The organism is Martinezella lusitana, from assembly GCF_010668395.1.
Taxonomy (GTDB): domain Bacteria; phylum Pseudomonadota; class Alphaproteobacteria; order Rhizobiales; family Rhizobiaceae; genus Rhizobium; species Rhizobium lusitanum_A.
Map to the genome: position 1 here is coordinate 364,403 of NZ_WUEY01000006.1, position 14,469 is coordinate 378,871.

The following is a 14,469-nucleotide window of genomic DNA, read 5'->3' on the forward strand; positions in this document are numbered from 1 at the left end:
TCGCGAACGATTGGAAATTCCAAAGTCAATTCAAGCCTCTATAGCGGAATCATGAATCAGGACCACACAAGGCTACCGCATCGCAGCATCGAATGTTCTTTCCAAACGACACATTTTCGACATAAAATTTAACGGCTGACTGAGGAGGAAGACATGGGATTGACACGATCCATCAACGTCCTTGTGGTCGGTGCGGCCTTCGTTTTCGTCGTGACGATGCTTTTCATCTGATGGCCCTGGCGATAACCGCAGACGATCAAACTCCGAAAAGCTAACAAAACCCTGTTCCATTAAAAAAGCGCATGTCCGGTCTGGACGTGCGCTTTTTCATGAATCATGTCCGCAAAGGGATCAGGCAGCGGCGCCGGCGCGGGCATCCACCTTGCGCTGAAGGCCCAGCCGCTCAAGGACGGCGGAAACGAGCGCCGAACGGTTCATCGTGTAGAGATGAAACTCATCGATGCCGCGGCGCATCAGGTCCTGGATCTGCTCGGCAGCCACATCGGCGGCAACCCTGGCACGTTCCTCGACAGCCTCGTCCAGACCGTCGAAACGCTCGTCGAGCCAGGATGGAATGCTGGTGCCGCAGGCTCCCGCAAAGCGCTTGAGCTGGGTCAGGTTCTGGATCGGCATGATGCCAGGCACGATTGGGATCTTGATGCCGGCGGCGCGAGCACGATCGTGATAGCGTTCGAAAGCATCATTATCGAAGAAGAACTGGGTGAGTGCCCGGTCGGCGCCATTCTCTGCCTTGCGCTTCAGCATATCGATGTCGGCGGCCGTGTCGCGGCTTTCCGGATGCTTTTCCGGATAGGCGGAAACGGAGATATCGAAATCGCCGCGCTCGCGCAAAGCAGCCACCAACTCGGCGGCATTGGCATAACCGCCGGGATGCGGCTGATAGGCCGAGCCGACACCGCCGGGCGGATCGCCACGCAGGGCAACGAAGCGGCGAACGCCCGCGGCAAGGAACTCGTCGATCACCCGATGCGTATCCTCGCGCGTCGCGCCTACGCAGGTGAGATGCGACGCGGTCGTAAACGGTGTCTCATGGATCATCTTGCGCACCGCAGACAGCGTCGGCGCCTTGGTCGAGCCGCCTGCGCCGTATGTCACGGAAACGAATTCAGGCTCCCAATCGCTAAGATCTGCAACGGTGTTCCACAGCTGTTGCTCGGCTTCTTCCGATTTCGGCGGAAAGAACTCGAAAGAGATGCGGATACCGTCATTACAGGTTTCGGATCTCGAAGACATATCAAACTCTCCCGGCAAGAATGGGGGATGACTGGCGGTCCTGATCGGCTGCAATCAACAGCCGTGGATCACGCGCCAGCCAGATAGTGACCGTCAGCGCCTGACCGCCTTCCCGCCCCGAATGAAGGTCCTGCACGCGCTCGACATCCAGCCCTGCCAGCTTCAGCCAGTCCGACATGATCTGATGCGAGAAGCCGAGACGCAGATGCGCATGCTCGTCACGCAGATATTCAAGCCCGTGCGGCGCGAGATCGATGATGACGAGCCGGCCGCCGGGCCGCAGCATTCGCGCGGCCTCGCTAACGGCGATCTCCGGCTGATCGAGGAAGTGCAGCACCTGATGGATGGCGATCAGGTCGAAATCCTGCTGCTCGAGCGGCAGGTTGAAGATATCGCCATGGCGCACCGATGCGGCCGTGATATTGGCGCGATCGAGATTGGCGCGAGCAACCGCCAGCATGTCGCGGCTGGCATCGATGCCGATGGCACGGCGATAGTGGCCGGCCAGAAGCTGCAGCATCCGTCCCGTACCAGTCCCAAGATCGAGGAAGGAGTCGATCGGCTGAGGACCGATCAGCTCGATCAGTGCCTCGTCGACATCCTCGTCGGCGACATGAAGGCGCCGCAGCTCATCCCACTCGGCGGCATTCCGGCTGAAATAGGCCTGCGCGCGCTCAGCCCGAATACGCTTCACGGAATCAAGGCGCTCGCCGTCGCGCAGCAGCACCGTATCCTTTTCGGCGGTGTGGCGCAGAAGAGCGCGCGCCAGCGTGACGGCCTTGCCCTCCTGCTTCAGGCGGAAATAGGCCCAGGCGCCTTCCTGATAGCGATCGATCAGGCCAGCCTCTCCGAGCAGCTTCAAATGCCGGGAAATGCGGGGCTGCGACTGGCCGAGAATTTCGGTAAGATCGGTGACCGTCAGGTCGCCGGCCGCAAGAAGCGCAAGCAGGCGCAACCGCGTCGGTTCGCCGACCGCCTTGAGCACGTCCACCACGTCATCCAAGCCGAGTTTAACCAGATCCGTCATCCGCCACCCAATCAAGATATAAAGATATCTTTATGTGATTTGGACGCAATCTGCAAGAGCCAATCGCTCGCGACGTTAATTCGACGTCGGAAATCTGTTAGTTTCTGACGAAAACGGAATATCCGGTTACGCCGATGGGCAAACAAAAACCCCGGACAAGCCGGGGTTTTCGAAGAGCGAAACCGAAGCTTAGCGCGTCAGTCGCTTGTGCGCTTGGCTGCCCGGATTGAGGGCATCGGGGCCGAGGCGGCGGATCTTGTCCTCCTCGTAGTCTTCGAAATTGCCTTCGAACCATTCGACATGGCCTTCGCCTTCAAAGGCCAGGATATGCGTGGCCAGACGGTCGAGGAACATGCGATCATGGCTAATGATGATGGCGCAGCCAGCGAAGCTTTCGAGAGCGCTTTCCAGAGCCCCCAGCGTTTCCGTATCGAGGTCGTTGGTCGGTTCGTCGAGCAGAAGCACATTGCCGCCAGCCTTCAGCATCTTGGCCAGGTGAACACGGTTGCGCTGACCGCCGGAGAGATTGCCGACCTTCTGCTGCTGGTCGCCGCCCTTGAAGTTAAAGGCGCCGCAATAGGCGCGCGAGTTCATGTCGAACTTGCCGAGCTTGATGATTTCGGCGCCGCCGGAGATTTCCTCCCATACGGTTTTATTGCCGTCAAGCGCATCGCGGCTCTGGTCGACATAGCTGAGATGCACCGTCTCGCCGATGCGGACCGTGCCGGAATCCGGCTTTTCCTGCCCCGTGATCATCTTGAACAGGGTCGTCTTGCCGGCGCCGTTCGGGCCGATGATGCCGACGATGCCGCCTGGCGGCAGCTTGATCGACAGATCGTTGACCAGCGTGCGGCCTTCGAAGCCCTTGGTGATGCCCTCCATCTCGATCACCACCTGACCGAGACGCTCGCTGACCGGAATGATGATCTGCGCATCACCGGGACGCTGATTCTCGGCAGCATCGACCAGCTGTTCGTAAGCGTTGATACGCGCCTTGGACTTGGCTTGACGGGCCTTGGGGCTGGAGGCGATCCATTCCTGTTCGCGGCTGATTGCCTTCTGACGGCCAGCTTCTTCGCGGGCTTCCTGCTGCATGCGCTTGGCCTTGGCCCGCAGATAGGCGGAATAGTTGCCTTCGTAGGGAATGCCACGGCCGCGGTCGAGCTCGAGAATCCAGCCGGTAACATTGTCGAGGAAGTAGCGGTCGTGGGTGATCATCATCACGGCACCCGGATAGTCGCGCAGGTGCTTTTCCAGCCAGGCAATGGTCTCGGCGTCGAGATGGTTGGTCGGTTCGTCGAGCAGCAGCAGATCCGGCTGCGAAAGAAGCAGGCGGCACAGCGCGATACGGCGGCGCTCACCACCGGAAAGGCTGGTGACTTCGGCATCGCGCGGCGGGCAGCACAATGCTTCCATCGCCATCTCGACCTGGCTTTCCAGATCCCAGAGATTCTGGCTGTCGATGATGTCCTGGAGCCTGGCGCCCTCGTCCGCCGTCTCGTCGGAATAATTCATCATCAATTCGTTGTAGCGATTGAGGATTTCGGTTTTCTTGGCAACGCCTTCCATGACGTTTTCGAAAACCGTCTTGTTGGGATCGAGCTGAGGCTCCTGCGCCAGGTAGCCGATGGTGGCGCCTTCGGCCAGCCAGGCTTCGCCGGTGTATTCCTTGTCGAGGCCGGCCATGATGCGCAGCACCGTCGACTTACCCGCGCCGTTCGGGCCGAGAATACCGATCTTGGCATCGGGGTAGAACGAGAGATGGATATTCTCGAGGATCTTCTTGGCGCCATAGGACTTATTCAGTCCGGCCATATGATAAATAAACTGACGTGCCATAGCTTGGGTTACTCCACGGACGGATAACATTGCGAATTGTGCCGCTATGTAGGCGAAACCCCGCCCTCGGGCAACGGCGAAACCTTGTCCGAGGGCATTATCAGCGTCAGAAAGGCCGTATTTTCTCAGAAACCGGCAGCATCGACCACGCCGCGGTCGCAGCCGAAGGAGGTGCTGCCCGCACCCTGGATCAGTTTGGCAAGCCTTGGCCCGCTTCCCTGCTGCGGATCGATCGCATCTTCCGAGAGACCGATGGTCAGCTCCGAAATCATCCTGACGCCGCCAACCCGACGGCAGCTCATCTTGATGCGCGCATTGGCGCCCTCGCCGAAGCTCTGGTCGAAGGCCGCCTTGATGCTTTCCGCATCGAGCTCCTTGCCCAAATTCTGTGCGAAGAGGTCGCGCACCGCCGACGTATTGAGTTCGGCGATCAGGCCCGCGGCGATGGAGAAATATTGGTCGGCGCCAAGCTTCGTGCAGGTGCCGTGCTTGATCCATTCATGCCGCTCAAGGCCGGATTGCGTGCCCGGCATCGCCTTGTCCAGCTTCGCCTTGACGTCTTGGGACAGCTGCACCGTCGGCAGGTCCTTCCAGTCGCTGCTTCGATCCGCCTGCTTCAAGTCCTCGGAAACATCGCAATATTCCTGCCGCATCGGCCATAGGCCATGCAGCGAGAAATTCGTCGCATCGTAATTGCTCGACGATTGGTTCCGGCATTCGGCCTTCCTCTGGTTCGTCGCGCAAAATGCCGGCTCCCAGCTTGCCGCCAGGATAAAGCGTGTCCGCCCTCGGCTATGGTCCTGCGCCATGGCGCCCGCCGCCGTCCCGACCGAAAGGAGCACAACCGCAAATACTCGAAGCAAATGCTTCATTCCCTGCCTCCAACTAGAACATTATGGGAACAAATAAGCAGTTTGATCAGGCGTGTGCAATCCTGAATCGCAGCGCTCGGAAAGATTTATTTCTGTGAGCTTCGGCACCTATCCATTGCAATCCGACGGATGATAACCTTTCGTCCAGATGGGGAGGAACGAATGCATGTTCGCCGAGACGCAGCGCCTGGAGAGCCCAACGGGTGCGACCATTGCCTATCACCATTCGCCGGCAACAAGCGATGCACGCGGCATCCTTCTGATATCCCATGGCCTGGCCGAACACTCCCGCCGCTATGAAGCCTTTGCGGATGCAATGGCCGCCCAGGGCTTTCACGTTTACGCCCATGATCATCGCGGCCACGGCGAGACGGTTGCCCACGATGCGCCGCTCGGGCGCTTCGCCAGACGAAATGGCGTCGAGCAGGTCATCGCCGATGTGCTGGCCATGCGCGAGCTTGCCGCAGGCGCTTATCCCGGCCTGCCGATCATCCTGTTCGGCCACTCCATGGGCGGACTGATCAGCTTGAACACCGTCGTCACGCATCCGGACAAGTTCGATGCCGTTACCGTCTGGAATTCCAATTTCAACCCGGGCCTCGCCGGTCGCGCCGCCCAGCTCATCCTCAAGACGGAGCGCATGTTCAAGGGATCGGACGTTCCGAGCGGGCCACTGCCGAAGCTGACCTTCGGCACCTGGGGTCGATCGATCGCGAACCGCCGCACCGAGTTCGACTGGCTCTCGCGCCGCCCCGAAATAGTAGACGGCTACATCGCCGACCCGCTTTGCGGCTTCGACGCCTCCGTGTCGCTGTGGCTCGACATATTCGAGCTTACCTTCCGCGCGCCTCAAAAAACCTATCTCGACCGGCTCCGCCGCGACATGCCGATCCACCTCGTCGGAGGCGGCAGGGATCCGGCAACTGACAACGCGAAAGCGATTTCCTGGCTGGCGAACCATTTGAAAAAAGCCGGCTTCTCTCATATCACGACCGAAATCCACCCCGACATGCGGCACGAGACGCTCAACGAAATCGGTGCCGACCAAGCCATTTCCCGCTTTGCCGACTGGTGCAAGAAGGTGACGGCAACGAATTGATTCTCAAGGAATTCTGCAATGAACACCTCCAGCGGCGCCTCTACCCGATTGCCGCAATCGGAGCTGACCTTCGGCTTGTTGATGATGTTTCTCTCCGTCGTCCTCTCGCCGATCATCGACATCTTCTCCAAGCTTGCGGCAACCACGATTCCGCCGGCCGAAGTCACCGCCGCCCGCTTCATCTTCCAGTCGCTCTTTGCGCTGCCGATGATGGCCATGCGCAAAAGATGGGGAGTGTGGACGTGGCGGCGCAGCGGCGTGCATGCCATCCGCGCCGCCGTGCTCACGCTGTCCATGGTGTCGTTCGTGACCACGCTGCAGGTCATGGAGGTTGCCGATGCCATCGCTATCTTTTTCGTCGAGCCGATGATGCTCACCATTCTCAGCAGCATCTTCCTGAAGGAAACCATCGGCTGGCGACGCTATACCGCCTGCGCCGTCGGCTTTTTTGGCGCGATGCTGATTATCCAGCCGAGCTTTCAGGAAGTCGGCTTCATCGCTTTGCTGCCCGTCGTCACCGCCCTTTGCATCGCCGTCTACGTGATGATCACGCGTGTCGTCTCGCACAGTGAAGATGCATGGTCGATGCAGTTCCAGACCGGGCTGTGGGGCACCGGCTTCAGCCTGATTCTGCTTGCCCTGGGCCGCGCGACGGGATCTGCGATCCTCGACCCTGTCGTGCCGGACCTCGCGGCCATGCTCTACCTGCTCGGCGTCGGGGCCACCGCAGCGGCGGCCGGCATTCTCACGGTACACGCCTATCGGGCGGTGCCGGCTTCGACGCTGGCACCGCTGCAATATTTCGAGATCGTCTCGGCAACGATCTTCGGATGGCTCGTCTTCGACAATTTCCCGGATGCGATCAAATGGCTCGGCATCCTCATCATCATCGGCTCCGGCCTCTACATTCTCTGGCGTGAGCGGCGCTTTGCTTCCAAGCCGGTATCCGATACATCTGAAACGGCATTCACGCCCTGAGCGAGCGGACGGACATGACAGACAAAAAGACCAAGAAACCTCCGCTTTCCGGTATTCGCGTCATCGAGCTTGCCCGCGTGCTTGCCGGCCCCTGGGCCGGGCAGATGCTGGCCGACCTGGGCGCCGACGTCATCAAGGTCGAAAACCCCGACGGTGGCGACGACACCCGCCAATGGGGTCCTCCTTTCGTCGAAGGCAAGGACGGCGAAAACCTCTCCGCCGCCTACTACCATTCCGCCAATCGCGGCAAACGCTCCATCACCGCCGACCTCAGAAGCCAGGAAGGACAGGAGCTGGTCCGCCGGCTGGTGAAGACCGCCGACGTGGTGATCGAGAACTTCAAGCTCGGCGGCCTGGTCAAATATGGGCTGGATTATGAAAGCCTGAAAAAGATCAATCCCCGCATCGTCTATTGCTCGATCACCGGCTTCGGGCAGACCGGCCCCTATGCCGGCCTTGCGGGCTACGACTACATCGTCCAGGGCATGTCCGGCTTCATGTCGATCACCGGCGAGCCGGACGGGCAGCCGATGAAGGCGGGCGTCGCGATTGCCGACATCTTCACCGGCATCTACGCGGTTTCGGCGATCGAGGCCGCCCTGATCCACGCATTGAAGAACGGCGAAGGACAGCTCATCGACATGGCGCTGCTCGATGTGCAATCGGCCGTGCTTGCCAATCAGAACATGAACTATCTGATATCGGGCAAACCGCCTGTGCGGCTCGGCAACGCCCATCCCAATATTTCGCCCTATGAAGTCGTCCCCACCGCAGACGGCTATCTCATTCTTGCCGTCGGCAATGACGGGCAGTTCCGCCGCCTGTGCGCCATTCTCGGCGTAGACGCCAATGCCGACGACGAGCGCTATGCGACCAACAAGGCCCGCGTCGCCAACCGCAACGAGGTGCGTGCCTTCGTATCGGCAAAGACGCTCGAATGGAACAAGGCGGAACTGCTGAAAGCCTGCGAAGCCAATGCCGTTCCGGCCGGCGCCATCAACACGATCGAAGACATGTTCGCCGATCCGCAGATCAAGGCGCGCGGCTTGCGCATCGATCTCGAGGACGCGGCAGGCACCGTGATCCCAAGCGTGCGGACGCCGATCGTGCTGTCGGAAACACCGTTGACCTATACGCGGCCGAGCCCGCGTCTCGGCGAACATCAGGAGGAAGTTCTGGCCGAATTGGCCGAACTGGAGGGAAAGGCGAGGACATGAAACGAACGGGCGGGCAACTTATCGTCGAGGCTTTGAAGGCAAATGGCGTGCGGCGCATCTCTTGCGTGCCGGGCGAGAGCTTTCTAGCCGTGCTCGATGCGCTGCATGACAGCGACATCAACGTGCTCGTCTGCCGCCAGGAAGGCGGCGCGGCCATGATGGCGGATACCTGGGGCCGATTGACCGGCGAGCCGGGCATCTGCATGGTCACCCGCGGCCCCGGCGCCACCAACGCATCCGCCGGCCTTCATATTGCCCGCCAGGATTCCATTCCGATGATCCTGTTCATCGGCCAGGTCCAGCGCGATGCCCGCGAACGCGAAGCCTTTCAGGAAGTGGAATTCCGCAGAGCCTTCACCGAGTTCGCCAAATGGGTCGGCGAGATCGACGATGCCGCCCGCATCCCGGAATTCGTCACCCGCGCCTTTGCGGTGGCGACATCGGGACGTCCCGGTCCTGTCGTGCTGACCCTGCCCGAAGACATGCTGCGCGATGAGGTCGAGGCTCCGCAAGCACGCCCCTATGTTCCGGTCGCCGCCCATCCGGGCCGCGGCCAGCTCGCCGATCTCAGCCAGCGCCTGGCCGCTGCGGAACGGCCAATGGTCATCCTCGGCGGTACGCGCTGGAACGAGGACGCGGTTGCCGGCATCCGCCAGTTCGCGGAGCGTTTCAAACTGCCGGTCGGCTGCTCCTTCCGCCGGCAGATGCTGTTCGACCACCTGCACCCGAACTACGCCGGCGATGTCGGTATCGGCATCAACCCGGCGCTGGCGAAAGAGATCAAGGACGCCGATCTGCTGATCCTTCTCGGTGGCCGCCTCTCCGAGATGCCGTCCTCCAGCTACACGCTGGTCGATATCCCCTACCCGCGCCAGCAGTTCGTCCACATCTATCCCGATCCGTCCGAACTTGGCCACGTCTATCGCCCGGATCTGGCAATCTGTGCCAGCCCCGCGGATTTCGTTGCGGCGCTGGCCGACCTCGAAGCGCCCGTCGAGACACGCTGGGCGGAACGAACAGAGCGCATGCACGCAGCCTATCTCGCCTGGTCGACAACGCCGGAGAAAAGCCCGGGTACGGTTCACATGGGCCGTATCATGGACTGGATCGAAGCCAACACGCCTCTCGATACCATCTTCACCAACGGCGCCGGCAACTATGCGACCTGGCTGCACCGCTTTCATCGCTTCCGCCGCTTCAACACCCAGGCGGCGCCGGCATCGGGCTCGATGGGCTATGGCTTGCCGGCGGCGGTTGCCGCAAAACAGCTCTTTCCAGAGCGCGAGGTGATCTGCTTTGCCGGTGACGGCTGCTTCATGATGCACGGCCAGGAATTCGCAACCGCCGTCCAGTACGGCCTGCCGCTGATAACGCTGGTCATCAACAACGGCATGTACGGCACCATCCGCATGCATCAGGAGCGGGAATATCCCGGCCGCGTCAGCGCCACGGCGCTCGACAATCCGGATTTCGCGGCACTTGCCCGCGCCTATGGCGGCCACGGCGAAACCGTGACGGCGACGGAGGAGTTCGGTCCGGCGTTCGAGCGGGCCCGCGCGAGCGGCAAGCCTGCCATCATCGAAATCGCGCTCGACCCGGAAGCGATCACGCCCTCGCGTACCCTGACGGAAATCGCCCAAACGAAAGGCCGGTGAGCGCAAGCTCCCCGGCCTTCCAAAACACGCTGGCGCGACTTAGAGCGCGGCCGTCACGATGAATTCGACCTTGTACTTCGGCGCGGCAAGCTTGGCTTCGCTGGTCGCACGGGCCGGCGTGTTGGCCGGATCGACCCAGGCTTCCCAGGCAGCGTTCATTTCGGCGAAATAGGAAATGTCGGAGAGATAGATGAGCGTCTGCAGGATTTTCGACTTGTTGGAGCCGGCGGCTGCAAGCAGGCGGTCAACTTCAGCGAGAGCCGACTTGCACTGATCGGTAACGCTTTCGCCTTCGCCAACCTGGCCGGCGAGATAGACGGTGTTGCCGTGGATGACTGCGCCGCTCATGCGGGCGCCGACGTCGATACGCTTGATGCTCATTGCTTTCTCCTGATGTTGTTCTTCGACAAGTGACGGAAAGGCCCGCCCCTGGCTTGCCCTTCAATCTCAAGATTGGAAATATGGCTGATCAGCCGCGAATGTGGTGCGTCTTCTGATAGATCGCCGTCGAGCGCGCGCCGGAACGGCAATAGCCGAGCATCGGCCGCGGAAATTCGTCCAGCGCGTCGACCATACCCTGGACGGCCTCTTCGGTGACGCCCATCGGGCCGACGGGCACATGGGTGATCTCGAGACCGAGTTCCTTGGCGCGAGCCTCTATCACTGAGAACGGCGTCTGGTCCGGGCTTTCATGATCCGGGCGATGGCAGACGATCGACTTGAAACCCATGGCCTTGATCTGGTCGAGATCTTCTACGGTGATCTGACCGGATACAGAGTATTCGTCATCGATCGGGCGGATATCCATGGTTCATGTCCTCTTTAAAACCGTGGCCTTGATCTACGCCGCGATAGAGCAAGCGTCAACCACGGCACGCTCTCAAACGAAGGCAAAGTTGAGCATGAAATTGCGGGCTTCGCCGGGCTGGAGAATATTGAACTCACCCGCCTCCTCAAGCTCGGCGCGAGACACCCACCGATGCGAAACCGGCTCGATGCCGAGCACATGCGCCGGTGCGCGCTGATTGCGCCAGACCTGCAGGAACGGCAGCGTTTCGCTGCCAAAACGCACCCTCAGGGACTTGCCGCCGATGGCCGCGATGGGGCCGAGACTGATCTGCGCCCAATCCTCTGCCTCGCCCTGTGCCGGCACGCAGAAAATATCGCCGCCCTCCTCGCCGAAGGTCCAGGGAAAGCCGCCATTCTCCAGCATGTGTCCGGTGAGGCGCGTGTCGCCGTCGAACCATTTGCCGCCGATATTCATGTGGTACATCAGGAAGACCGGCATAGCCTCGCCACTCGTATTGACGACGCGATCGGCCAGCGAAACCTCGCCGGTCTCGCCATCGATCCGCCAATGACGTTCCAGCCTCGCCGTTCGTCCCTCGGCCGTGACGACATCGATATCGGCGCGGCATTCCGCATTGCCGTTCTCGAATTTGGTCCAGAGAATTTTGGCCGGATGAGATGCGAAGGAACCATGCAGCGGATAGCGCTTGCCTTCATGCGCGCCGGACATCGGCTCGGGATGGCGGATATGATCCGGCCCGCAGGTGAAGAGGAAGCCTTCCACGGAATGACTGATACGCGGATCGCCATCGTCTGGAACGGCGCTTCCGGGCGCAAGATTGTTGCCTTCGACGACGCAGGCGCCGATATCCAGGACGGAACCCTCGTCCAGCGTCAGTTTCGGCCCCTTGGCTGCGGCAAAATCTATCATTCTCCGTAATCCTCCCTGATCGACTCCACGCGCAGGCGTTGTCCCATAATGAAGCGTCGCGCAAATAAACGGTGATTTGGCTTACCGAAAGTTAACTTGAAGGCTTGATCACATAAATTTTTATATTTTATTCAGCATGATAATCTAAATTTCCATACTGGCGTCAAAATTGCCATGTGTGTGTCAGCCGAACTACCATCCGAGGATTCGACAGACGTGAACCGGTTCGTGAAATTGAGTTTTGTACTGGCAATGACTGCCACCGTGTCCATGCTCGCGCTCACTGAAGCGCAGGCACAATACTACCGCAATGGAAACGGCAACACGGTACTCGTCACTCCAGACGGGCGAATCCTCGATCAGTACCCCTATGGGGGCGGATATTCCATGGCGCGGGATGGGCGCGGGCGGCGCGTTCTGATCGACGCCTATGGCAACGTCGTCGCGACGGAAATGAAGGCAAGCACCTATTATCCGCGCGCACCGGCTCGCGATGCCTATGGCGACAATGGCGATGGTGGCCGCTATGGAGACACGCAGTTTTCCAGCAACGGTGACTACCGCGATTACCGCCAATATCGCACCGACAGCTACGATCAACAGGACCGTGGCGTGGTGACGGGCGGCATTCCGCGAGACGGTGATATCCAGCGTCAGCCTCTCGACAATCAGCCGTTGCCGGACGAAAGCCAAGGTCAGGCGAACCAGGACGGCAGCGACTACGCGTCGATAGATCCGCAGCAGGGAACGCCGGATATCGTCCGCAAGCCGCCGGCCGAGCCCGTGATTACGCTCAAGGGCAAGTCGAAGATGGAAATCACAGCGCTGGAAGTCTTCCTCGCGCGGCAAGGCATTTCGCCGGGTGCCATCGACGGGCGCATGGGCGCAAACGTCACCAAGGCGATCTACGCTTACCAGCAGATGACCGGCCAGACGCTCGATCCGAACAATACCGATACGATCCTCGAGCAACTTCGCATGTCCGGCGGCATGCCGATCGTCAACTACACGATCACGGCCGCCGACGCGGCTGGCCCCTATGTCGCATCCATCCCCGAAGATTATGCAGCGAAGTCCCAGATGCCTTCGCTCGGCTATACGTCGACAACGGAAATGCTGGCAGAGCGCTTTCACATGGATGAAGGCTACCTGAAGGAGCTCAATCCGGGCGTGGATTTCACCGTGCCCGGCACGACGATCAAGGTCGTCAATACCGGCGCCAGCAAGACCGGTACGGTCGCCAAGATCCTCGCCGACAAGGGCCGCAAGCAGGTTTTCGCCTATGACGCCAACGGCACGCTGATTGCAGCCTATCCGGCCAGCATCGGTTCGGCCGACACGCCCTCGCCCTCCGGCACGGTCACGGTCGAGCGCGTGGCGTTCAATCCCGGCTATACCTACAATCCGAAGATCAATTTCAAGCAGGGCGCCAACGATAAGGTCCTCGACATTCCGCCCGGCCCGAACGGTCCGGTCGGTACTGTGTGGATGGCATTGTCGAAGCCGACCTACGGTATTCACGGCACGCCGGATCCTTCGAGGATCGGCAAGTCGCAGAGCCACGGCTGCGTTCGTCTCACCAACTGGGATGCGACCGAGCTGGCTAAAATGGTCAAGCCCGGCGTGGTCGTCGAATTTGTCGATTGATTGACGGACATGGTGCCAACAAAAAAGCCGCCGGGTAACTCCCGGCGGCTTTTTTATTCTCCATATTCAGTGGACGCGCTGCGACTTTGGTCGAGCGCGCCCCAAATCAAGCAACTCGTCAGAAGCAATCCCGGAAGAGAGCCTTGGTGTTTTCCAGCGTCATCGGCACCGGATTGCCGCCGGCGCTCGGGTCTTCGATCGCCATGGCGGAGAGCTCGTCGATACGGTCGGGCGCGATGCCCATGGCAGACAGGCTTTCCGGAACGCCGAGTTCGGCGCGCAGCTTCAGCACATAGTCATAGAAGCCGTCAAAGCCGCCGGCGATGCCGAGATAGGCTGCCGCACGCGCGATCTTGTCCTCAATGGCCTTGCGGTTGAAGCGCAGGACTGCCGGCATGACGACGGCATTGGTCATGCCGTGATGCGTGTTGTAGACGGCGCCGATCGGGTGCGAGAGCGCGTGGATGGCGCCGAGACCCTTCTGGAAAGCGACGGCGCCCATGGCGGCAGCGCTCATCATGTTGGCGCGCGCTTCGAGATCCGTTCCCTCGCGATAGGCGCGCGGCAGGAATTCCTTGACGAGCCGCATGCCCTCCAGCGCGATACCGGCCGACATCGGGTGATAGAACGGCGACGAATAGGCTTCCAGGCAATGAGCGAAGGCATCCATGCCGGTGCCTGCCGTGATGACCTTCGGCATGCCGACCGTCAGCTCGGGATCGGCGATGACGACGCCGGGCAGGAACTTCGGATGGAAGATGATCTTCTTAACATGCGTCGCGGAATTGGTGATGACGCTGGCGCGGCCGACTTCGGAGCCGGTGCCGGCCGTTGTCGGCACGGCGACGATCGGCGCAATGCCCTCGACGCTGGCGCGGGTCCACCAGTCGCCGATATCTTCGAAATCCCAGACCGGGCGCGACTGGCCTGCCATGAAGGCGACGCACTTGCCGAGATCGAGGCCGGAGCCGCCGCCGAAGGCGACGACGCCGTCATGGCCGCCATCCTTGAATGCCTTGACGCCGGCTTCGAGATTCTTCTCGTTCGGGTTCGGATCGACATCGGCGAAGAGCGCACGGCCGAGACCCGCATCCTCGAGAATGTCCAGAGCCGTCTTGGTGATCGCCATCGAGGCAAGTCCCCGGTCAGTGACCAGAAGCG

The 14,469-nt window shown here is 60.8% G+C and carries 13 protein-coding genes; 5 read left to right on the plus strand and 8 right to left on the minus strand.

Annotated features, from left to right (window positions below):
- Nucleotides 1-351: 351 nt before the first annotated feature.
- From metF to GR212_RS16950, 4 genes are all read right to left on the minus strand, one after another.
- A complete protein-coding gene (gene metF / locus GR212_RS16935) occupies nucleotides 352-1,254 on the minus strand; it encodes a methylenetetrahydrofolate reductase [NAD(P)H] (RefSeq protein ID WP_163987730.1) in 903 nt (300 codons plus the stop codon).
- Nucleotide 1,255: 1 nt separating this feature from the next.
- Complete coding sequence (locus GR212_RS16940; RefSeq protein WP_163987731.1) at nucleotides 1,256-2,281, minus strand: ArsR/SmtB family transcription factor; 1,026 nt, start codon at nucleotides 2,279-2,281, stop codon at nucleotides 1,256-1,258.
- 189 nt (nucleotides 2,282-2,470) lie between these two features.
- The gene (gene ettA / locus GR212_RS16945) at nucleotides 2,471-4,120 is read right to left on the minus strand and encodes an energy-dependent translational throttle protein EttA (protein ID WP_163987732.1); all 1,650 of its coding nucleotides are present in this window, start codon (nucleotides 4,118-4,120) and stop codon (nucleotides 2,471-2,473) included.
- A gap of 125 nt (nucleotides 4,121-4,245) precedes the next feature.
- Nucleotides 4,246-4,992, minus strand: a complete 747-nt coding sequence (locus GR212_RS16950) for a ribonuclease T2 family protein (protein ID WP_163987733.1) — start codon at nucleotides 4,990-4,992, stop codon at nucleotides 4,246-4,248.
- 166 nt (nucleotides 4,993-5,158) lie between these two features.
- Between GR212_RS16950 and GR212_RS16955 the strand changes: the two genes are divergently transcribed.
- From GR212_RS16955 to GR212_RS16970, 4 genes are read left to right on the plus strand one after another with little or no spacing between them, the layout of a single operon-like run.
- Complete coding sequence (locus GR212_RS16955) at nucleotides 5,159-6,091, plus strand: alpha/beta fold hydrolase (protein WP_163987734.1); 933 nt, start codon at nucleotides 5,159-5,161, stop codon at nucleotides 6,089-6,091.
- An 18-nt stretch (nucleotides 6,092-6,109) separates the two neighbouring features.
- Nucleotides 6,110-7,069 carry a DMT family transporter gene (locus tag GR212_RS16960; RefSeq protein WP_163987735.1) on the plus strand — a complete coding sequence of 320 codons (960 nt, stop codon included), beginning with the start codon at nucleotides 6,110-6,112 and terminating at the stop codon, nucleotides 7,067-7,069.
- A gap of 14 nt (nucleotides 7,070-7,083) precedes the next feature.
- Nucleotides 7,084-8,286, plus strand: a complete 1,203-nt coding sequence (locus GR212_RS16965) for a CaiB/BaiF CoA transferase family protein (protein ID WP_163987736.1) — start codon at nucleotides 7,084-7,086, stop codon at nucleotides 8,284-8,286.
- Nucleotides 8,283-9,941: a thiamine pyrophosphate-binding protein gene (locus GR212_RS16970; RefSeq protein ID WP_163987737.1), complete on the plus strand. Its 1,659-nt coding sequence runs from the start codon at nucleotides 8,283-8,285 to the stop codon at nucleotides 9,939-9,941. The genes GR212_RS16965 and GR212_RS16970 overlap by 4 nt, the downstream gene beginning before the upstream one ends.
- Before the next feature lie 39 nt (nucleotides 9,942-9,980).
- On the opposite strand, the gene GR212_RS16975 is transcribed toward GR212_RS16970, so the two are convergent.
- The 3 genes from GR212_RS16975 to GR212_RS16985 form a co-directional block, all read right to left on the minus strand.
- Nucleotides 9,981-10,322, minus strand: coding sequence for a RidA family protein (locus GR212_RS16975; RefSeq protein WP_015340385.1), 342 nt, complete (start codon nucleotides 10,320-10,322; stop codon nucleotides 9,981-9,983).
- An 88-nt stretch (nucleotides 10,323-10,410) separates the two neighbouring features.
- Complete coding sequence (locus GR212_RS16980; RefSeq protein WP_163987738.1) at nucleotides 10,411-10,749, minus strand: TIGR01244 family sulfur transferase; 339 nt, start codon at nucleotides 10,747-10,749, stop codon at nucleotides 10,411-10,413.
- A 72-nt stretch (nucleotides 10,750-10,821) separates the two neighbouring features.
- A complete protein-coding gene (locus GR212_RS16985) occupies nucleotides 10,822-11,661 on the minus strand; it encodes a DUF4432 family protein (RefSeq protein ID WP_163987739.1) in 840 nt (279 codons plus the stop codon).
- Nucleotides 11,662-11,877: 216 nt separating this feature from the next.
- On the opposite strand from GR212_RS16985, the gene GR212_RS16990 reads away from it, so the two are divergent.
- Nucleotides 11,878-13,308, plus strand: coding sequence for a L,D-transpeptidase (locus tag GR212_RS16990; protein WP_163987740.1), 1,431 nt, complete (start codon nucleotides 11,878-11,880; stop codon nucleotides 13,306-13,308).
- A gap of 118 nt (nucleotides 13,309-13,426) precedes the next feature.
- Here GR212_RS16990 and GR212_RS16995 read toward each other — a convergent pair.
- A partial coding sequence (locus GR212_RS16995; RefSeq protein WP_163987741.1) for an iron-containing alcohol dehydrogenase occupies nucleotides 13,427-14,469 on the minus strand: 1,043 nt, incomplete at its 5' end.